The sequence below is a fragment of the Paenibacillus sp. HGF5 genome, assembly GCF_000204455.1.
Classification (GTDB): domain Bacteria; phylum Bacillota; class Bacilli; order Paenibacillales; family Paenibacillaceae; genus Paenibacillus_AQ; species Paenibacillus_AQ lautus_A.
Genome location: NZ_AEXS01000016.1, coordinates 16,266 through 36,037, shown reverse-complemented (window position 1 = coordinate 36,037; position 19,772 = coordinate 16,266). Strand labels below are relative to the sequence as shown.

Below are 19,772 nucleotides of genomic sequence, written 5' to 3'. Positions count from 1 at the left end.
GATGAACACACGGTTAACCACGATAAGCGCGTCCGTGTGTATTTCATAGGGTTCAGAGGGAGGTACGAAAGATGGGCATTTTTGATATATTCAAGAAAAAACCGGAGCCGGAGCCAAGGCCGCTGTTCTATGATATTGTCTGCCCTTACTGTTTCAGTAAGTTCGCTCCGAAGGAGGTTGTCTTCCGGGCTGCCCACGACCGCGAGGATGACGAGGATTATGCGCTTGGGGAAGATGAGGAGCTGAATCGGTACCGTGAACGCTTCGGGCTGGATTCGGTGTATGATATCGAAGCGATCATCCGTCCGAGCGACATCCCGGAGGAGCAGCACATTTATTCGGAGCACGTCCTGGTTGGATTGAATGACCGTTACGGCATCGTCACGCGCAGACGGTTATGCCCGAAATGCCACAATGAGCTGCCGGTAACTGCCGGGAAGGTGCCAAGCAACATTATCTCGATTATCGGTGCTTCGCAAGTGGGCAAATCGGTTTACATGACTTCGCTGATTCATACGCTGCAGCATACGACGGCAGATCATTTCGATGCGGCCTGCATGCCGCTGAATGCCGAGATCAGCCGCAAGTTCCGCACCGGCTATGAGGAGCCATTGTTTGAACGCGGGGATTTGCTGGCGTCTACGCAGAAGGAGAAAATGCAGGAGCCTTTTATTTTCCAATTCGTGTTCAAGGATGAGTCGAAGCCGCCGTTGACGCTCGTATTTTTTGACGTGGCGGGCGAGGGCATGGTGGATGAGGATTATTTGGGACTGCACGGACAGCATATCAAGAATTCCGCGGGCATTCTGTTTATGGTGGATCCGCTCCAAATCCGCTCCATTCGGGAAAAAATCCGTTTGAAATTCGGCGATCAGCCCGGGGAGTGGGTATCCCAGTATGATGAGCCGCGGGATGTCGTGCTGACCATGTTCGGCGATTTCATCGCTTATGAGGACAAAGGCAAGACGGATATTCCAACCGCCGTCGTCTTGACCAAGAGCGACATGCTTCACGCGCTTAAGGATGAGGATGGCGAATACGTGAAGCTGAACAGCAATATTTTTAACAATGTGGTGCACCGCAAGTTTTTGAATTTGACCGAGTTCGAAAATATTGACGGCGAAATCCGCCGATTTATCGAAAAGGTCGATCGTCCGTTCAAAGGGACGATGGATGTGTACTTTTCGAATACCGCCTATTTTGCCGTGTCGGCGCTGGGCAGCAACCCTGTCGATCAGAAGCTGCAGAGCGTGGTCAGCCCGATTCGGGTGGATGAACCGTTCATCTGGCTTCTGTACAAGCTGAAGTACATTCAGGGGAGGGAAGACTAGTGCCGGAATTCCCAACCCGAAACATACAGCAGCAGATGTACACGCGGGAGCGGCGAGGCATATTCCGCTCGGCCGAAGGTTTTGACACGGTGGCCCGTTCGTCCGGATTGGAGGCTTCCTTTATTAAAAAGGTGCTGCATCCCTTCTGCCAATACGAAGCACCTGCCGAGCTGACGGCGCGCAGTGAACGGGACGCTGCGTCTTATCCGGCTGCCCTTCATCTGTTCCATACCGAATCAGGGGAAACGGTGCTGGGCCGAAGCGTGTTTCAGCCTGCGGATTTCACGGGGCTGCGCAGCGCCTTTTTTACGCATCATTACGTCGTTCCGGAAGGCTTCCATCGAGATGATCATAACGCTTACCGGACATGGCTTCAGGCCGCTTTTGCCGATCATTACGATATCGAAGAAGGCGTCGATCTGCCGCAGCTTCCTGCGATTCCGGTCCAGGCCGATTCCCGGGCCGCTGTCTCGTCCGAGAGGACGCCGGCCTTGCTGGAGGAGCTCGGGATCAATGAGAAAGTATTCAAGCAGCTGATCTATGCCTGCATATCCGCGGCTGCCGGGAAGAAAAAGGTATACATCGTTCTGGATGTCCCGGTGGAACAGTTGTCCGCGAAGGCGGAGCAGCTGCTCTTTGTGCTGTTTGGCCGATTGCCCTATGCGCTGCGCCGGGTGCTTGGATTCGTAACTTATGCCAAGGAGCCGCAGAGCAAGAAGGGGCTTCATCTCATGTTCGTGGAGAAGGGCAGCCTGCGCCTGAATGACCGGAGCATCGAGAAGGATTATTTGTTTGAGCTCGCAGCAGGCCGGGTCATCAATGCCGATCTGAAATGGTCCGAGCAGCCTTATCTTGATTTTGCTTGGGATACGCTGCTGGACCCGGATCGGTCCGAACGTTTTTTTGCCTTCGCCGAGCAAATGCTTGCGGACATGGAGCCGATACATCAAATCTCGCTGGACAGCTATGATGATTTATGCATGCTGTTCCAGATCGAAGAAGGCCATGAAGGCCTGTACCATGAGCATAAACATGCCGTGCTGCGTGCTTTGCTGCTATATCTGCAGCCGGCAGGCGCCCTGGATTCGAAGCAACGGCTGGATCAGCTGTTTCTTGCCCTGTTTGCCAAGGAGTTCGAGCTCGTCAAAGGCGGGCATGTTCCGGATGCCGCGATCGCGGGATTCCTGAAGGATTATCATGGCATCAATCCCCGGCAGCATAACGATTGGATCGTGGAATATTTTATCCGCTCCTTAAATAATGCCTTATCGAAGCAGCGTCAGGATACGACCATGGCGATTTACGAGCTGCTGGAGGGCAGCCCGTCTCTAAGCCGAGCCTTTTATGCGAGGGTGCTGACCAGTCCGGGGCTGCCGGCGCTGATGTTCGATCCCTACATGAAAACGCGCATGAAGCAAGCGGCAACGCCTGCAGACCTCGTGGATTTGATCGGCTTGTGGGTTCGGAATCACCCTCTCCTGCTGGAGCAGGAGAACTATGTCCGGCTTGCGGAAGCCCAGCTTATCGATAAGCTTCAGCAGGATTCGGATCCGGTGAGAACGGTCAATGCCGTACTGGATCAATTGGATGCGCTGGAACGCGATCCGCAAAAGGGAATCGGCCGTTATCAAGGCGGGCGTGCCTTTGCGGACCGGATGATCTATGCAGCCAATCTCTTTCTCTTGCGTGAGCTGGAGCCTGAGCAATTAAGCCAGAAGCAGCTGATGGATATCGGGTTCCTGCAAATGCCGAAGGAGTTCAAAGGCTGGGTAGAGCGGTTCGATTCCCGGATTCGGTCCAAAGCCGCGGTCATGCTGGCCCTTCACCAGTGGTCCGGCCATGAAGAGGTTAGAGCGGAAGTGCTGGCGGAACTCTCGGCAGAGGAACGGGAGCGCACCCAGCATATCATGCGGAAGTGGCTGCAGCATCATGTGGAACCGTCCAATTTCGAGAGCATAACCTTGGCTTTCTGCACGGATATCAATTCCAGTGCGGTAGACTATCGGAGCTTGCTGGATTACTTGCACAGATACGGTAAGAGCCCGAAAGTGGTATACCAATATATTCAGTGGTCTGCCGAGCAGCCGGTATTCGTTAGACCGCGCGGACTTGTTCCCGCTTATGCTGCCGCCATCATCGATTATTTCAAAATCCACGACCGCGAAGCCTTTAAAAATAAGGATTACGTAAAAACTTATTTCAGTTCGCCTGCACCCATCCTCAAACCGGTGTATGCGCAGGTTAAGGCCGAGTTGGCTTCGCCGTTGGTGCGATGGTTTCGCCGGCATTCGCGGTTCGTAAAAATCACTTCTTCCTTGCTTGTGGTAATCGTTGTTGCTGGCGCTGCCTTCATGATGATCCAAAACGGCAAAGGTCCCGCGGACGGCGATGCCGATCCGAATCCGGCCGTTACGCCGCCGGTTACGGTACCGCCGGCTTCTTCCGAGACCGTAGATGAGCAGCCTTTATTAACGGCGACGGTGGTGGAGGAAGGGGAGCAGGGGGGAAGCACCGAGCTGAATTTCCATTTTAAACAGCCGGCGGCTTGCCGGGATTTCAGTGTGGACAAATTACAGATTATAGGCAAGGATGGAAGCACGCTGCTTGAAGCGGCCAGTCCTGAATTATCGCGGGTGTGCGCGGATGAAACCACAGGGGAAGCTGATGCTGCTGATTCGTCAGGATCCGAGACGGATTTATCCGGGAACCAAGCGAATCTGAATAGCGGGACAACAGAAGGGGAAAACACGTCTGATCCTGTTGAAGCTGAGGACGTGGAGTCCTCGGATAACGTCGGTACCACTCCGGCAAACCAGGTTTATACGAGTCAGGTCACCGTGAAGCTGGATCAGGCGCTTGACGTGTCCCTAGTCGAGAAGGTCGTAGTGGATGGTGTCTCGTATGAGCTGTCTGACGAAAGCGCGCTTTCGGAGGAGCAGGCTCCGGAGAATGAGACCGATGAAGGAGTTTAAATATTATTACGAGCAGACGATCATTCGTCTGCTCGTTTTTTCGGCCTCTTTTAATTTTTCGTAGGCTTAAACCTGCGGTTTGAGTCTAAAGTTATTTTGAAGTAAGAATGGTGAATATCGTACGGATCATGGTTATCTCCAGAATGTAATCTTGTCGGGCTCTAATCGAACGGACTCATGCCCATCTTCCTTGGCTTTTCCTAATGAAATAATCATGACTGGAGCATAGCGTTCTTCATCTAAATCGAATGCTTTTGCTAACTGATCAGCTTCAAAGCCTGCCATTGGATTCGTGTCATACCCATGCGCACGAGCTACTAACATGAACTGCATGGCAAAGAGGCTGCTATCGATTTTTGCAATTTCAACTTTCATTTCTCTTGATAGAGTCGGAAACAGGGATAGAATGGTTTCGAGTTGACGATCTCGTACTTCTGCCGGCATTTTTCCTTGTTCCACAGCTGTATTGTAAATTTCTTCAGCATATAAATAGCTCTGGGTATCGCCAAAAATCAATAACATGGCTGATGAAGTATCATTCTGTAACGTATTGAACCTCACAAGAGGTCTTAGCTTTTCTTTTCCTTCCGGAGTATCGACTACAATTACACGCCAAGGCTGCATATTTGCAGAGGATGGAGCCAAACTGGCTTCCGAAATCATGTCGCTCATCTCTTCTTTCGATATTTTAAAGTTCTCATCATAATTACGGACAGAACGTCGGCCCATAACGATATTGGCGAAATCGTTATTTTGAATATGGTTAAACATAGAACCTCTCCCTTTGATAACATCGATTTTTTTTGACATTGTGGATGTCGTTCGTTATCATATTTCGTATTATGAACTATGAACCTAGGTTTATAGCAAGAAATAAAAGAGGTCCTATGATGAAAATAAACGAGGTTTCAAAATTAACGGGTCTGCCCATATCAACATTGAGATTCTATGAACGGAAGAACCTAATTCCGGATAGTTATGTTAAAAGAGATACCAATAATTATCGGATTTATTCCGAAGAGATTGTGGAGTTTCTAGATGATGTGAAGGTACTTTTATCGGTAGACTTTTCTATAGAAGAATTAAGTTTGTTAGTCAATCAACAACTTAACCTGTCATACGAGGCAAAGACGAAAATGGTAGAACAAAAAATCAAAGAAATTGAAGAGATCCAGAAGCGATTGAAAAAGTCGAAGACATTCTTGAATGCCGTCTTGGAAGGAAAGGCAAATTTTCAAACCAAGTGTTAGGAGATTATATATTAATTAACCAGGATAGAGCCATCATACTTTGGTTCATAACTAATATGCCTAGTTAAGGGAATGGAGGTGCGGGACAATGTCATATGAAAAAGCCCTTGAGGTATACATAGCGGCTACGAACACGCATGATTTTGACCAGGTAGCCCGGCTGCTCGATGAGGAAGCGGTGTATTGGTTTTCGGACCGGAGCTGCTGTACCCTGGAGGAAATCAGGGCCTATTTCGAGCACGCTTGGGATGTCATTCGAGATGAGGTGTACCGGGCAGAGGACGTGGTGTGGATTGCGACTGATGTACATTCGGCTGTCTGTATATACACTTATCACTACGAGGGGTATTTTCAGGGGAAATTCACGACCGGGAGCGGGAGAGCAACGAACGTATTCGTTCGAAATGCCGACGGCGCATGGAAATTAAAGCATGAGCATCTAAGTTCAATGGAATGAATCGGCCGTCACCTTTTATATAGTAAACAGAAGAAGAGCCTTTCGAGGGCTCTTTTTTTAGATTGAATTTATTAACAGAATATAAAATTAAAAGAATTTATCCCATGTCTATGGAAATGTATCCCTTCTCAATCGATTGCGCAGGTTCCATGATACAACTATATGAATATGGATTGAACACCATGGATTTCATTGAAAGGGGGGCCGTAGTAGAGCGATTGAACAAGTGAGTGTAGGTATGGAGCGAAAAGGGGGATGGGATGAATCTTACATAGTTGAGTTCACCTGGATTGGTAACCGCTTTCAAAACGAGTGGATTTCGAGCGATATGCGAAGCTGGGCAAGTCATCAAGGATACCACCGGGTGACACCGAGAGGAACAGACATTCATGGAAATGCTGTATCATTTGCAATCGAAATTTAATCGACAGAGGTGAAAACGGTGATACCCTTTATCACGAAAAGACGCCCGAAATGGGTACTGTGTTTTTTGGCCCTTATTCTCATGTTTACCCCACTGCTTCATGCGCCTGCATCCTATGCAGCAGAAGGCGCATCTCCTTCAGAAATTACCGCAACGAGCTCCGGCATCGATTCGGTGACGGTAACAAGCTCGACCTATGGCTCCCAGGATCCGCTAGCACCGCAGAATCTGCGTATTGAAAGTGTCTCTCATAATATGGCGATATTTCAATGGGATTTTAAGTCGGATGAAGATGAAAACAATATACAAGTGTGGAATGCGGATACAGACGGCTGGGTGGCATGGGGAAATTACTGGACCCGAGCCGTCACCGGATTGACACCCGAAACGACCTATAGGATATATATAACTTGGGATGGCGACGCGAAGAAGGAACACAAAAGTAATGTATTGGAATTCACCACAACTAAAGACGAAGCCGAATATAAGGCCGCACCGTTAACACCCCCAAGCCATCTTCAAATTCAAGAGGTAACGGAAGATACGGTTACTTTGAATTGGGGATCAAGTCCGGGTGCTGAAGCTTACGATATATATGTCAATGGAGCATGGAAAGGCGGCACTTGGGAAAACTCCGTCACCACGGCTACCTATGGACCTTTGGAAGCAGGAGAGACGTACACTTTTAAAGTAGGTGCACAAAGAAACGCAAATGGAGCTTTGGAAGCATCGGCTAATAGTAATGCCGTTACCCTCAAGTGGGGGGAACTGGCTCAACCGCAAGGGTTACAGGTAATCACGGCTACACGATCTACGGTTTCACTGGGCTGGGCACCGGTGCCCGGGGCCACAAGCTATGATATTTATCAGGATGGAGCAAAGGTTGGTTCGAGTGGCGAGAGTCGGTACGTAGCTGTTGGACTTGAAGAAGGCAAGACCTATTCGTATAAGGTAGTGGGCCATAACAGTCTATGGACTTCGCCTGAAAGCGAATCAGTATCGGTAGTACCGGGCAGCAATTATAACAATATTTCGTACTACACCTCTTGGTCAGCTAGTACCAAAGATCGTAATTTTCATCCTGCTGAATTGGACATATCTCAATTAACTCACATTAACTACGCCTTCGCCGATATTTGCTGGAAAAAATTCGGGAGCGGGCCGAGAGCCTGCGAGGATCCTAATATTCCTGCACAGGATCGATACGTCCATGACGGAGAAATTGTGATTGGCGATCCGACATTCGATTTTCAAAATTTCCAAGCCTTCGAATCCGTCAAGGCCGCTAACCCCCACTTGAAGCTTATGATATCGGTAGGCGGCTGGTCCTGGTCCAATCATTTCTCCAACATGGCCAAGACCGAGGAAACACGCCGGGCGTTTGCGAATTCCGCGGTGGATTTCCTTCGAGAATACAAATTCGATGGTTTGGATATCGATTGGGAGTATCCTGTTGAAGGCGGGGAAGACGACAACTCCCGGGGACCGGAGGATACGGAAAACTTCACACTGTTAATGAAGACCGTTCGCGAGGCGCTGGATGCTGCCGGATCAGAAGACGGGGAGTACTATCTGTTGACGATTGCTTCCGGACAGGGCGATAATTTCGTTAAAAATGCCGATCTCGCTAATTCGGTGACCTATCTCGATTTCATCAATATCATGACTTACGATTACAGCGGCAGCTGGGAGACGCTGGGCCATCATAATGCACCGCTGTTCTTTGACCAAAAGCATCCGAAAGCCGCTTCCTCCGCTCCGAGAAATCATGTGCTCGGCGGTTTGTTGGGCCATCTGAACGGCGGGGTGCCGACGCACAAGCTGATCGCCGGGGTGCCATATTACGGTAAGGGCTGGGATGATTGCCCGCCAACCGGCCAATATCAGACTTGCAAAGGCGGATCTGCCTTAAAGACATGGGAAGCGGGCGTTTTCGATTTCAGCGATCTCGAGAATAACTATATCGACAAGAACGGTTATAAGCGATACTGGAACGAATCCGCCAAAGTTCCATACCTGTACAATGAGCAAAATAAAGTTTTCATCACTTACAACGATAGGGACACCATGAAATATACGGCTTCCATCGTGAAATCGCTGGATATCGCAGGCGTCATGAGCTGGGATATCAGCGGCGACCGCAATAAGACGCTGACGACCCAACTCGTTCACGATTTGCCCATCAACGGCCAAGTCCATGCATCGGCACTCCCGGCTCCAGGGAATCTGTCCAAGGTAAGCGCCGATTCCGGCTCCATCCAGCTGAAATGGGATGCCGTGACGGGAGCAACGGGATATGAAGTGTACGTGAATCATGCGTTGTCCGGCTCGGTGGCAACAAACGGTTATACCGTGAAGGGCCTCAGCCCCCTAACGAATTACAAGATCCATGTACTTGCCGTGGATCGAACGGGAGATGAGATCAACCGCATCTCCAGCGCATCGAATCAGCTGAGCATCACGACTTCGGGCAACGGCTCCGGCGGATCGGAAGGCGGAGGAGGCTCCGGCGGATCCGGTTCTACAACGCCATCGACGCCACAGCCGCCTAAAGGCAAGGATCAACTCGAAGCAAACGTTGTGCTTGAAGGAGATAAGGCTCTAGTTACCGTGCCTGCGGCTGCGGCAGTTAACAGCATTAACCAATCGGAATCCTCCAACTTCCAGCTCCATGCGGGTCCGGGTGCGAAGCAGGCGGTGCTGGAAATTCCGGAAGAAGTGATTGGAGCCATTGCGAAAAAAGGGGCCAAAGCCAGTCTGTCCGTTTTCCTAAACGGGACGGAATACCGGATCCCGGCTTCGCTGATCTCGGTTTCCGGGCCGGTGAGAGTCTCGATTGTGGCTCCAGACGATAAGGACGCAGCAAGCCTGGCCGCCTTGCTTCAAGGGAAAGAAACACTGGCGAGTCCGCTGCTGTTCAAGCTTGAGCAAGTACACGCGGATAAAACGGCAACCGAGCTGATACGCTTCGGGAAATTCCATGTCAGCGAGTTTGTTACCTTGGATGCGAAAAAGATAGATATAAAACGTGCGACCGGAGTGGTCTTTATACCGGGTACAAACGAGCTTCGATCCGTTCCGACGTTGTTTAAAGTGAATACGGATGGCACGGTGACCGTTGAAATCAAGAAAACCGGCAGCGGCATTTATGCGCTGCTACAGCAGGATATCCGGTTTAGTGACGCGATTCCTTCGTGGGCACGGGAAGACGTGGCGCAAGCTGCGGCCAAAATGATCGTATCCGGAGAAAATAACGGTTCGTTCGGTGCGAATAAACACATTACCCGTGCCGAGATTATCTCCATCCTGGTGAAAGCGCTGGGTCTATTGCCTGACGACAAGGATTCCAGCTTCAAGGATGTGGATCCGAAATCCCGATATGCCGGAGAAATCGCGGCTGCCAAGGCTGCAGGACTGGTGAAGGGACGCACAGGCGATCTCTTTGATCCCAACAGCTTGATTACGCGCGAGGAGTTGGCGGTTATTCTAAGCCATGTGCTGGAGTATGCCGGTAAGAAGAATGAAGCCGGCCAAGGCCTGTTAAACAAATTTAAAGATCACTCCAAGGTTTCGTCCTATGCGAAGTCGTCCGTCGCCTTCGTCGTGGAACAGAAGATTATGCAGGGGGTATCCGCTGCCAAGCTGGATCCGCAATCTCATGTGACCAAAGCTCAAACGGTAGTAACCGTTATGAGATTGCTGCGTGCAGCGGAGTTATCGAATTAATATGCCCGTATAAGAGAGCGGAGGCCATTTTGACGGATGTGTTTTTCACGGAATTCGACGAACAATGGTTTGAACATAGCAAGCGAAAAGAAATGCCAAGCCGCTGCCCATGCTAAGATGGATCTATCAAATGGATGAGGTGATCGTAGATGGCATTAAAAATCGATAATATTTTTGTGAATCTTCCGGTTAAGGATCTGGAGAAAACGAAAGACTTTTTCTCGAAAATCGGTTTTGAGTTTAACGAGCAGTTTACGGATAAGAATGCGGCCTGCCTGGTCATAGGCGATAACATCTTTGCCATGCTGCTCACCGAGGATTATTTCAAGACGTTCACCAAGAAAGATCTGTCGAATGCGGCCAACACAACGGAAGTGATTCTGGCGCTGTCGGCAGAAAGCCGGGAGCAGGTGAATGACATCGTGAACGCTGCGCTGGCTGCTGGGGGATCGCCTTCCAACGACCCGGTGGATCACGGTTTTATGTACGGATGGAGCTTCCAGGATCCGGACGGACATCTATGGGAAGTCATGTACATGGATCAGAGCCAGGTCGAATAAAGCAGCGTTATCCTAAGCAGGATCGCAACCTGAACGACATATTCTAATAGAATGAAGCGGCAGATGACTCCATGAGATGGGGGAAACTGCCGCTTTACTTTTATTTGGAAATCCACTATATTTGTATGTGCAAACAATATGTGGCGTTTCAACATGATGAACTTCAGCGAAAGAGGTAACCGTTATGCTCAATACGTATATCAAGGAATGCCTTTACTTCACAGCCAATCGCCTTAGCCGGGTCATTACCAAGATGGCCGAAGACGAGTTTGCCGCAAGCGGATTGTCGCCTACGTATGCATATCTGCTTATGGCTGTATATGAGAAGGAAGGGATCTCGCAGAAGGAATTAGGCGAAATTCTTCACCTCCAGCCATCCACCGTAACCCGACTGGTTGAGAAGCTGGCCGTTAAAGGGCTGGTATACAATCGGGTGGAAGGAAGGATGTCGCTGATCTATACGACCGATAAAGGAAAGGCTCTTGAGAAAGTAATACACGAGTGCTGGAACAATCTGCGTAGTCGATACGGAGAAATTTTAGGCAATGCCCAAGGGGATGAATTATCCCTGCGTCTATACGAGGTCAGCGATCGATTAGAGAATAAGGACTGAACGCAAAAAAGGCCCTTCAAGCCAAACTTGAAGGGCCTTTTCCAGAATTAATTGACTTGAACTTCCGTCGTGACCTGCCATAACACGCCGAACTTGTCTTCCAGCACCCCGAACAGCGCTCCCCAGAATTGAGTCTTCAGCGCATCAATCACCTTGCCGCCCTCGGCCAAGCGGTCAAAAGCTTCATGGGCTTCGGCATCGCTCTCAAACGACAGGCTCAGATGAATCCCGTTCCCACGCTCCAGGGTTTGGAAGATCGAGTCCGACATAAAGATCGGGATTCCTCCGGCTACCAGACTCAGATGCATGACCTTGTCCTTCAATTCTTCCTTGGTTCCGGGAACCTCGCCATGGGTTTGCACGGATAAGATTTCGCCTCCCAGTGCTTGGGTATAAAACTCAGCCTGCGCTTTTGCATCCTCAGAGAAAATATACGGTGTCAGTTTAGCCACGTTCAACATCCTTCCCAGGTTTTAATATGATGGATTCGTTTTCCGTGGTTTTAGTATAAACGGTCTCTGGCCCTGACATTTCTTCTGGATTGCTAAATGATACGGCAGCGTCTCGGGGTTGTCCTATAGAATAGGCGACAGCAGGCGGGAGATGGATTCCTTGAACTTGATCCACCGCGAACGCTCCAGATACTGCTTCATCGTAAGCTGGCTGGATACCCGCAGATCCTGGTGGAAGATGTGGGTCAACTGTTTCGATAAATGCTCATCGTACAGGAATGCGTTCACTTCGAAATTCAGCTTGAAGCTTCGAACATCGATATTCGCCGTGCCCACGGATGAAATCTTCTCATCGATGATGATCGTCTTGGCATGAATAAAGCCATTATTGTAGAGATACACATTAGCCCCGGTACCCAGCATTTCCCCGATATAAGATAAGGTAGCCCAATACACGAAGGGATGATCCGGTTTATCTGGAATCATCAGATGCACCTCTACGCCAGAAAGCGCCGCAATGCGCAGTGCATCCAGGAGGCTGGCATCCGGGATAAAATAAGGCGTCTGAATATGAATCGATTTCTTGGCGGACGAAATCATTTTGATATAACCGTTCTTGATGTGTTCATATCGGGAATCCGGACCGCTGGTGACAATCTGAATCCCGACATTGCCGGGCGAATTGATCTTGGGAAACAGATTCGATTCGTAAGTGATATCGTTATGATGCGAAGCCTGATTCCAGTCCAGAATGAAGCGAACCTGCATCGCATAAACGGCCTCGCCTTGGATGCGCAGATGCGTGTCCCGCCAATACCCAAACCTGGAGTTGAGGCCCAAGTACTCGTCCCCGACGTTGAATCCGCCGACATACCCGATATTGCCGTCGATGATCGCCAGCTTTCGGTGATTCCGGTAATTCAGCCGCAGGTTAATGAAGCGCAGCTTGGACGGGAAGAAGGCCTCGGCTTCTCCGCCGGCTTCGCGGAATGCCTTGAAGAAGCCTTTGGTTAGTTGACGCGAGCCCAGCTCATCGTATAGAACCCGGACCTTCACGCCTTCATTAGCCTTTAGGGTCAACAGGGAGATCAGCTTCTTGCCAAGCTCATCGCGGCGGATAATGTAGTACTGAATATGTATATAGTCTTTGGCTTCCTCGATATCCTGAAACAACCGTTCAAACTTCCTGCGTCCATCCGTAAAAATTTCAACATGGTTGTCGTCCGTAAGGATCGCCTGGTTCTCGTTGATATGCATATGGATCAAATCGCTGTTGTCCGCCGCCGCTTGATTGGTAAACGGGTATTCGCCGTTGTTCATCCCTTCCATTTGGGACAGCAATACTTTCTCGATGCCGGTTTTTTGCAGATCGTCCCAATGAAAGAGACGGATTCTTCTTAAATTCTGGGCGAACAGCAAGTACAGCACAAAGCCCAGAATCGGGATAAAGGACAGCACCAGCAGCCATGCCCAGGTGGAGCCGGCATCCCGCCGTTCCCTGAAAACCACGAACATGGAGAACACGATATTCAGAACGATGATCAGACCAAGAATGATGGATGTAACATGCATGTTTATGATATCCTCCTACACTATAGCCTTGCCCTAGCAATCCTTCATATTATACGTGAGGCGTTAGAAGAAGTATATATCGGCGGCATGGAGTGAAACCGAAAGGTCGTAAAACGTTGGCGGCTAGGATAAGGCCTCTCGTAACGAATATAGAAGGAGCCATTTGAATCCGTACTCGTTGTCATGATACGATGGTGAAAAAATAGGAGAAGGGGCATGCTTTTTGCTGAAAATGAACAAGTTTTTCAAATTGTGTCTTGCCGTGATCCTGGTGCTGACCATCATTTATTTGGGATCACTGGTGGATTTTATATTCAGACCCGTACTTTCGTTCTTCTCCATCATCCTCGTGCCGTTAATGCTGTCGGGATTCTTCTATTACCTGCTCAGACCGCTGGTTGATCTCCTCGAAAAACGCAAGCTAAATCGCTCGCTGGCCATCCTGCTCCTGTATGTCGTGTTCGCGGGCATCCTTACCGGCTTTATCCTGGGGGTATGGCCATCGCTGCGCGATCAGATCGTGGCTCTCGTACAGAACGCTCCAGCCTTGTTTGCCAAGCTTGGCGAGCAGCTTCAGGAATTGGAGAATAACGGCTTTTTCCAGGACATTTTTCCGGAGAACGCCAACCCGCTTACACAGCTCACCGATTATTTGAATCAAGGCTTCACGTTCCTGACGAATTATATTATGAATCTGTTCTCGTTCGTGTCGAATTTTGCCATCGTATTGTTTACGTTTCCGATTCTCCTGTATTACATGCTGAAGGAAGGCGGGAAATTCGGGAAGATGGTGGTCAGCTTTTTGCCTGACCGATTCAAGGGCGAGGGAGCCTCGGTGCTGGATGAAATCAACAATGCACTCAAAGGCTTTATCGTAGGCCGGGTTCTCGTCAATTTGGCGCTGGGGGTTCTGATGTATATCGGATTCCTGATTATCGGCCTGCCTTATGCGCTGCTGTTGACGGTCGTGGCGGTCATCGCGAATTTCATACCGTTTATCGGCGCCATTCTATCCTCGATCCCGATCGTGATTATCGGCTTTATTCAGTCCCCGGGAACCGCGATCTGGTCCCTTGTCGTCATTCTGGCGGCCCAGCAGATTCAGGATAACCTGATTGGTCCGTATATCTTCGGCAAACAGCTGGCGATCCATCCCATAACGATCATTATCCTGGTGCTGGTGGGACAGGATCTTGGCGGGATTATCGGAATTCTGCTGATCGTACCAATCTATATGATTATTAAGATTATCGTTACCCGGGTGTATCAGCTGTTCTTTAAGGAGAAATGGCAAAAGGCTTAAGCGTGGGATAGGGAGGCGGCCTTTAGCCGCATATTAAAGCCGCCCAAGAGCGAGGAATCGTTCTTGGCGGCTTTTTATATATTTGGGGTGCACAAGAGCTTGACAATGATAAGAAAATTATATAATCTCTAATTAAAGATATTCAAAATAAAGATTATTTATGGTTTATGGCTCATCCATCATGCAAATCGGATTATGAACGGAAATAACGGGTTTCGACACGAACGGTGAGGGAGAGATGGGATATGGCATTACATACGGCAGGCATTCATCATATTACCGCTTATGCGCAGGATCCGCAGAAGAACGTTGATTTTTATACAGGCGTGCTAGGACTCAGAATGATAAAGAAGACCGTGAATTACGATGCGCCCGAGGTATATCATCTGTATTTCGGGGATGAAGGAGGACAGCCCGGAACGATCATCACTTTCTTCCCTTCCTCCGCTTCGCGAAGAGGGCTGCGTGGAGGAGGACAGGCAGGATATACGACCTTTGCCGTTCCTGTAGGGGCCCTGCCTTATTGGGAACAGCGGCTGCGGAGCTTTGGTGTTCCTGTCATGAAGGCTTTCCGGTTTAACGAACAATACCTTCAATTCTCCGATCGGGACGGACTTTCGCTAGAGTTGGTGGAGCGGGAAGGCGGTCCGAATAACGGCTGGTCCGTGGACGATATAACATCGGCTACAGCCATTAAGGGATTCGGCGGCGCGGTTCTGTTCAGCAGCAAATGGGAGGAGACGAAGAAGGCGCTGGAGAATGTCATGGGACTGACCTACATTGGAGAGGACGTCAATTATGCCCGGTTTCAAGCTGCGGGCCACTTCGGCAACGTGATTGATCTGCCGATGCGGGATATCCCTTTGGGAGCCGGAGGTGCCGGAACGACCCATCATATCGCATGGCGGGCTCAAGATGATGAGGAGCACGGCAAATGGCATGAATGGGTGAAGGAGCAGGGCTTTCGCCCTACGGATATCAGGAACCGTAACTATTTCAAAGCGTTATATTTCAGGGAACGTGGTGGGATCCTGTTTGAGATCGCAACCGATCCGCCCGGATTTACGGTGGACGAAGACCTGGACTCGCTGGGGGAACAATTAAAGCTTCCTGCCTGGTTCGAACCGGAGCGTGCCCGAATCGAGCAGGGGTTGGAGCCTATACAAGTCAAACATACAGGAGAGGGGCAACTCAAGTGATATCCATTGACCCGAATACCCAAAGCGAACGGGACACATACAAGCTGCTGATAGGAAGCGTCGTTCCGCGTCCGGTCGCTTTCGTTACGACATTATCGGCGGATGGCGTGCTGAATGCGGCCCCGTTCAGTTACTTTTCCATTGTGTCGAGCAATCCCCCTTTGCTGTCGGTTTCCGTTCAGCGAAAGAACGGTGCACCCAAGGATACGGCAAGAAATGCCATGCAGAGCGGCGAGCTTGTCATCCACATCGTGGACGAAGATACCGTTGCAGCCGTGAACGAAACGGCGGCGAACCTGCCTCCGGACGAAAGTGAGCTTGACCGAACCCGTTTAACCCCGGTCGTTAGTGACGTTGTTAAGGTTCCCGGCATTATGGAATCCAAGATTCGCATGGAATGCGTGCTGGAGCAGGTCGTCACGTTGGATGGTACGGATCAGCTGCCTGCCGCTGATCTATTGATTGCCCGCGTCGTCCGATTTCACGTGTCCGAGGAGCTCTACGAGCATGGCCGGATTGACGCATCCAAGTTGAAACCTGTGAGCCGCATGGCAGGAAATATCTATTCGACCCTGGGAGAGATGTTTACGATTGAGCGTCCGGTCTGACAGGGCTTGAGCTTGAATAAGGTTATTGCTTTGCGACTGTTATTTAGCGAACGTCCTTTTTATTTGATAGTATGCTGGTCATTCATTAGGAAACGGGGTATTGGAATATCATGGTCGGTTTTTGCCCATTCTACATGAATGGATAGCCGGTTGATGAATTTACAACATAGGAGTGATCAACGCATGAAATTTGATTCCAAGGTTGTCATTGTGACGGGGGGCGCCAGCGGGATTGGCGAAGCGGCAGTCAGACTTTTTGCAAAAGAGGGAGCCAAGGTCGTTATCGCGGATTATTCCGACCAGGGCCAAGCGGTTTCCGACGAATTGAGAGGAGCCGGCTTTGAAGCGCTGTTCGTCAAAACGGATGTAACCCAAGAGCAGGAAGTCGCGAATATGGTGAATCAGACGGTACAGCATTTTGGCCGTGTCGATGTATTGTTCGCGAATGCAGGCATTGCCCATGATGCTCCTGCCGATCAGTTAACGATGGATAACTGGCAGAGAACGATTGATATTAATCTGACAGGGGTCTTCCTGTGCGATAAATATGTCATTCAGCAAATGCTGTCCCAAGGAACCGGAGGGGCGATCGTAAACTGCGGCTCGATCCATAGCCATGTCGGAAAAGCAGGGGTAACCGCCTATGCTTCGGCTAAGGGAGGCGTCAAGCTGTTAACCCAGTCGCTCAGCGCAGACTATGCCTCCAAAGGAATCCGAATCAATGCCGTGTGTCCGGGATATATCGATACGCCGCTGATCAAGGGAAGAACGGAAGCGATCACGCAGCACCTGGTCGGCCTTCATCCGATGGGCCGTTTGGGACAGCCGGAAGAAGTGGCCAAAGCCGTATTGTTCCTCGCCAGTGAAGATGCCTCCTTCATTACGGGCACGAGTCTGCTGGTGGATGGCGGCTATACCGCGGTATGACGAGAAAAGCCCTGATGCTAAGCATCGGGGCTTTTTGCAAGTCATTCCAGGCGTTGTTATCGGACTTATTATGGAGTGTTTCAAAAATTTTTTTCGGCCCCGTATTTCATATGGGCAGACTTCCTGATCCGGGGCTCATTCATGGCATTAAACGTATATGTCATGAACGATTTCCGCAAGACCCGTCAAATGCCTGCTATATAGCGGAAAATGGAGCATGGATTCCATGACCAATCCGGTGTATGGACAGCCTTAAATAAGGTGTTCAAAAGGCTCGATATTTTCGTTGCAAAAACGGTATTTTCACTTCTGAATTTCCAGAAAAAGCGGTTAAAGGGGTTTGACTTTTCCTGAGCTTCCCTTTATCATGAACACACGCTTAGTTTCCGGCATACATATTCCGGAAAGCGGGGGAACCAGTTTCACCAGGGGCGAGTCACTTGGAATTCACGAGTGTAGGGTACCATCTTACCCGAGTCCGTCAGCTAACCTCGTCAGCAGTGGATGGGTCTTGCATACATAATGGATGTTCATACAAAAGGCCCTTTATTCTCTATAGGGGCCTTTTCTCTATTTTTTGACCCCCTGCTGGCGGAGCTATGTCTAGATCCCCTGTTTGGTGGTCTTTTTAGCATTCAATTACAGAGGAGGGGCAACGTCTGCAAATGTGGAATGAATTGAATCGATCAGACGGCATTGGGTCAAAGCGTGCAAGGAAGCCGATGAATCATCTTCCCTGAAGCCTCGTCCCATGCACGGGTATCTGAATGTCCATATATCCAAGTTAACACATGTGCTAACACGGATAATTTCGTCATGCCGTTTTTTTAAGAAAGTGAAAAGCTATTACGAAAGGTTGTGGAAGGTTTTGAAGAAAGTGGTTGTGCTGGTGTTGTCCGTGATGATGGTGGTACTGCTCGCGGCTTGCGGCGACAAAGGAAGTACGCTGGATCGAGCCATAGAGCAGGGATATATCACCGTAGGGTTTGCGAACGAGAAGCCGTATGCCTACAAAGAAGCCAATGGGGAGCTCACGGGCGAGGCGGTTGAGATTGCCCGCGTTATTCTGGAGCGTCTTGGCATCAAGGAGATGAGAGGGGAGCTAACGGAATTCGGTTCGCTGGTCGCCGGATTGCAGGCCGATCGGTTTGATCTGATCACGGCAGGCATGTTCATTAATCCGGACCGCTGCTCTGCCGTCCTGTTCGCGAATCCGGAGTACAGCATCGGGGAAGCCCTTGCGGTAAAGCAAGGGAATCCGATGGAACTCGGAAGCTATGAGGACATTGCCAAGAATGAGCAGGCCAAGGTGGCTGTCATGACCGGCGCGGTCGAAATCGGCTACATGGAGAAGTCAGGCATTCCTGCGGACCGGATCGTACAGGTCCCTGACCAGGCTTCGGCGATCAGCGCCCTCCAGGCCGATCGGGTGCAGGCGATTACCATGACGGGGCCGTCCCTGCAGGCGATGCTGGATTCAGCCAGCGACGACAGCATCGAACGCGTGGCTGATTTCGAACAGCCGGTCATCGACGGCGAAAGCGTTCGCGGTTACGGGGCTACGGCTTTCCGCCAAGCGGATACCGAGTTCCAGGAGGCTTATAATGCAGAGCTTGAAAAGATGAAGGAGTCGGGCGAGCTGCTGGAAATTTTGCAAGAGTTCGGGTTCACGGAAGAAGAGCTCCCGGGTGAGATGACGGCCGCTGCGCTCTGCGGGGAATAGCATGCCGAATTCTTGGATCGATTTTCTTCCGACGCTGCTCAAAGGAGCAGAGATCACGATTATCGTCGCGTTCTTTTCAGCCATCCTGGCTATCGTGATGTCCTTTGCAGCCGGATTGTGCCGGCTGTCGAAGCTGTGGATCGTCCGCACGGCGACGGTCGTGTACGTCGAAGTTTTTCGGGGAACCTCTTTGCTGGTGCAGCTCTTCTGGTTGTATTTTGCCCTTCCGTTCATCGGCATCGAGCTTCCGAAAATGCTGGCGGCGATTCTCGCGATCGGACTTAATTTCGGCGCATACGGCTCCGAGATTGTTCGCAGCGCGGTGCTGGCCGTTCCGAAAGGACAGTGGGAAGCTGCCGTGGCGCTTAATATGAGGCCTTGGCAGAGGCTGTGGAACGTTATACTGCCCCAAGCGTCCCTGCGAATGCTTCCCCCGTTCGGGAATCAGCTTGTGGAACTCATCAAATCCACCTCGCTCGTTTATTTCATCACGATGGCGGATTTAACGTATCAGGCGATGGTGCTCCGCAACAATTACATCTCCTGGACCACCGAAATTCTGGTGCTGCTGCTCCTCATGTATTTTGTCATTGCGACGCTCGTCTCGATGGCGGTTCGACTGCTGGAGCGCAAACTGACCGCGGGGAGGCTGTAG

16 protein-coding genes and 1 riboswitch are annotated in these 19,772 nt (G+C 50.3%); of the genes, 13 read left to right on the top strand and 3 right to left on the bottom strand.

The window, feature by feature from the left end; all coding sequences use genetic code 11:
• Window positions 1-71: 71 nt before the first annotated feature.
• Together HMPREF9412_RS01720 and HMPREF9412_RS01715 are read left to right on the top strand one after the other, a co-directional pair.
• Window positions 72-1,331, top strand: coding sequence for a hypothetical protein (locus HMPREF9412_RS01720; RefSeq protein ID WP_009589557.1), 1,260 nt, complete (start codon window positions 72-74; stop codon window positions 1,329-1,331).
• Window positions 1,331-4,303, top strand: coding sequence for a GAP1-N2 domain-containing protein (locus HMPREF9412_RS01715; protein WP_009589527.1), 2,973 nt, complete (start codon window positions 1,331-1,333; stop codon window positions 4,301-4,303). The genes HMPREF9412_RS01720 and HMPREF9412_RS01715 overlap by 1 nt, the downstream gene beginning before the upstream one ends.
• A gap of 132 nt (window positions 4,304-4,435) precedes the next feature.
• Here HMPREF9412_RS01715 and HMPREF9412_RS01710 read toward each other — a convergent pair whose 3' ends face one another.
• Window positions 4,436-5,074, bottom strand: coding sequence for a nitroreductase family protein (locus tag HMPREF9412_RS01710; RefSeq protein WP_009589546.1), 639 nt, complete (start codon window positions 5,072-5,074; stop codon window positions 4,436-4,438).
• A 116-nt stretch (window positions 5,075-5,190) separates the two neighbouring features.
• Between HMPREF9412_RS01710 and HMPREF9412_RS01705 the strand changes: the two genes are divergently transcribed.
• From HMPREF9412_RS01705 to HMPREF9412_RS01685, 5 genes are all read left to right on the top strand, one after another.
• Window positions 5,191-5,553, top strand: coding sequence for a MerR family transcriptional regulator (locus tag HMPREF9412_RS01705; protein ID WP_254663981.1), 363 nt, complete (start codon window positions 5,191-5,193; stop codon window positions 5,551-5,553).
• 88 nt (window positions 5,554-5,641) lie between these two features.
• Complete coding sequence (locus tag HMPREF9412_RS01700) at window positions 5,642-6,010, top strand: YybH family protein (protein WP_009589513.1); 369 nt, start codon at window positions 5,642-5,644, stop codon at window positions 6,008-6,010.
• A 442-nt stretch (window positions 6,011-6,452) separates the two neighbouring features.
• Window positions 6,453-10,160, top strand: coding sequence for a glycosyl hydrolase family 18 protein (locus tag HMPREF9412_RS01695; RefSeq protein WP_009589536.1), 3,708 nt, complete (start codon window positions 6,453-6,455; stop codon window positions 10,158-10,160).
• A 149-nt stretch (window positions 10,161-10,309) separates the two neighbouring features.
• Window positions 10,310-10,720 carry a VOC family protein gene (locus HMPREF9412_RS01690; RefSeq protein ID WP_009589550.1) on the top strand — a complete coding sequence of 137 codons (411 nt, stop codon included), beginning with the start codon at window positions 10,310-10,312 and terminating at the stop codon, window positions 10,718-10,720.
• Between the two features lie 184 nt (window positions 10,721-10,904).
• On the top strand, window positions 10,905-11,333 hold the full coding sequence (locus HMPREF9412_RS01685; protein ID WP_009589534.1) for a MarR family winged helix-turn-helix transcriptional regulator: 429 nt from the start codon (window positions 10,905-10,907) through the stop codon (window positions 11,331-11,333).
• A gap of 47 nt (window positions 11,334-11,380) precedes the next feature.
• On the opposite strand, the gene HMPREF9412_RS01680 is transcribed toward HMPREF9412_RS01685, so the two are convergent.
• Both HMPREF9412_RS01680 and cls read right to left on the bottom strand, forming a co-directional pair.
• Window positions 11,381-11,785 (bottom strand): VOC family protein, encoded by a 405-nt coding sequence (locus HMPREF9412_RS01680; RefSeq protein WP_009589558.1) that lies wholly within the window; start codon window positions 11,783-11,785, stop codon window positions 11,381-11,383.
• 123 nt (window positions 11,786-11,908) lie between these two features.
• Window positions 11,909-13,357: a cardiolipin synthase gene (cls, locus tag HMPREF9412_RS01675; RefSeq protein WP_009589535.1), complete on the bottom strand. Its 1,449-nt coding sequence runs from the start codon at window positions 13,355-13,357 to the stop codon at window positions 11,909-11,911.
• 223 nt (window positions 13,358-13,580) lie between these two features.
• On the opposite strand from cls, the gene HMPREF9412_RS01670 reads away from it, so the two are divergent.
• The 6 genes from HMPREF9412_RS01670 (at window position 13,581) to ehuC (ending at window position 19,772) form a co-directional block, all read left to right on the top strand.
• Window positions 13,581-14,660, top strand: a complete 1,080-nt coding sequence (locus HMPREF9412_RS01670) for an AI-2E family transporter (protein ID WP_009589554.1) — start codon at window positions 13,581-13,583, stop codon at window positions 14,658-14,660.
• A gap of 245 nt (window positions 14,661-14,905) precedes the next feature.
• Complete coding sequence (locus HMPREF9412_RS01665; protein WP_009589519.1) at window positions 14,906-15,859, top strand: ring-cleaving dioxygenase; 954 nt, start codon at window positions 14,906-14,908, stop codon at window positions 15,857-15,859.
• Window positions 15,856-16,467, top strand: a complete 612-nt coding sequence (locus HMPREF9412_RS01660; RefSeq protein ID WP_009589552.1) for a flavin reductase family protein — start codon at window positions 15,856-15,858, stop codon at window positions 16,465-16,467. Before HMPREF9412_RS01665 ends, HMPREF9412_RS01660 begins: the two co-directional genes overlap by 4 nt.
• 183 nt (window positions 16,468-16,650) lie before the next feature.
• Window positions 16,651-17,394, top strand: a complete 744-nt coding sequence (locus HMPREF9412_RS01655; RefSeq protein ID WP_009589549.1) for an SDR family NAD(P)-dependent oxidoreductase — start codon at window positions 16,651-16,653, stop codon at window positions 17,392-17,394.
• A gap of 366 nt (window positions 17,395-17,760) precedes the next feature.
• Window positions 17,761-17,907, top strand: a riboswitch (cyclic di-AMP (ydaO/yuaA leader).
• A 355-nt stretch (window positions 17,908-18,262) separates the two neighbouring features.
• The gene (gene ehuB / locus HMPREF9412_RS01650) at window positions 18,263-19,117 is read left to right on the top strand and encodes an ectoine/hydroxyectoine ABC transporter substrate-binding protein EhuB (RefSeq protein ID WP_085981253.1); all 855 of its coding nucleotides are present in this window, start codon (window positions 18,263-18,265) and stop codon (window positions 19,115-19,117) included.
• Window position 19,118: 1 nt separating this feature from the next.
• Window positions 19,119-19,772, top strand: coding sequence for an ectoine/hydroxyectoine ABC transporter permease subunit EhuC (gene ehuC, locus HMPREF9412_RS01645; RefSeq protein WP_009589548.1), 654 nt, complete (start codon window positions 19,119-19,121; stop codon window positions 19,770-19,772).

Bases quoted from the DNA above. Each gene is read 5' to 3' on its own strand.
- HMPREF9412_RS01690 (WP_009589550.1), top strand. From the start codon at position 10,310: ATGGCATTAAAAATCGATAATATTTTTGTGAATCTTCCGGTTAAGGAT.
- HMPREF9412_RS01720 (WP_009589557.1), top strand. From the start codon at position 72: ATGGGCATTTTTGATATATTCAAGAAAAAACCGGAGCCGGAGCCAAGG.
- HMPREF9412_RS01655 (WP_009589549.1), top strand. From the start codon at position 16,651: ATGAAATTTGATTCCAAGGTTGTCATTGTGACGGGGGGCGCCAGCGGG.
- HMPREF9412_RS01705 (WP_254663981.1), top strand. From the start codon at position 5,191: ATGATGAAAATAAACGAGGTTTCAAAATTAACGGGTCTGCCCATATCA.
- HMPREF9412_RS01700 (WP_009589513.1), top strand. From the start codon at position 5,642: ATGTCATATGAAAAAGCCCTTGAGGTATACATAGCGGCTACGAACACG.
- HMPREF9412_RS01710 (WP_009589546.1), bottom strand. From the start codon at position 5,074: ATGTTTAACCATATTCAAAATAACGATTTCGCCAATATCGTTATGGGC.
- ehuC (WP_009589548.1), top strand. From the start codon at position 19,119: ATGCCGAATTCTTGGATCGATTTTCTTCCGACGCTGCTCAAAGGAGCA.
- HMPREF9412_RS01665 (WP_009589519.1), top strand. From the start codon at position 14,906: ATGGCATTACATACGGCAGGCATTCATCATATTACCGCTTATGCGCAG.
- HMPREF9412_RS01685 (WP_009589534.1), top strand. From the start codon at position 10,905: ATGCTCAATACGTATATCAAGGAATGCCTTTACTTCACAGCCAATCGC.
- cls (WP_009589535.1), bottom strand. From the start codon at position 13,357: ATGCATGTTACATCCATCATTCTTGGTCTGATCATCGTTCTGAATATC.